The 344-nt window shown below is 57.3% G+C and carries 1 protein-coding gene; it reads right to left on the bottom strand.

Annotated features, from left to right (window positions below; genetic code table 11):
* Nucleotides 1-344: formyltransferase family protein (locus PH562_RS30690; RefSeq protein ID WP_285177653.1), on the bottom strand; the 344-nt coding region annotated here is incomplete at both ends.

Here is a 344-nt window from a genome sequence, read left to right as displayed (position 1 = left end):
GCCCCCTTGAAGGACGGCAGGAAGGAATGGTGGATGTTGATGATGCGGCCCGACATCTTCTGGCACATGGAATCCGACAGGATCTGCATGTAGCGCGCCAGCACGATCAGTTCGGTGCCGGTCTGCTCGACCACGTCCATGATCCGGGCTTCCGCCTCCGGCTTGTTGGCCTTGGTCACCGGAATATGGTGGAAGGGGATATCATGATTGACGACGACTTTCTGGTAATCGAAATGGTTGGAGATGACGCCGACGATGTCGATCGGCAATGCACCGATCTTCCAGCGGTAGAGCAGGTCGTTGAGGCAATGGCCGAAGCGCGACACCATCAGCAGCACCTTCAT

Origin of the sequence: Rhizobium centroccidentale, from assembly GCF_030182565.1 — a bacterium.
Lineage (GTDB): Bacteria > Pseudomonadota > Alphaproteobacteria > Rhizobiales > Rhizobiaceae > Rhizobium.
Note: the sequence above shows the minus strand (reverse complement) of the source record. Positions and strands in the feature narration are given on the sequence as shown.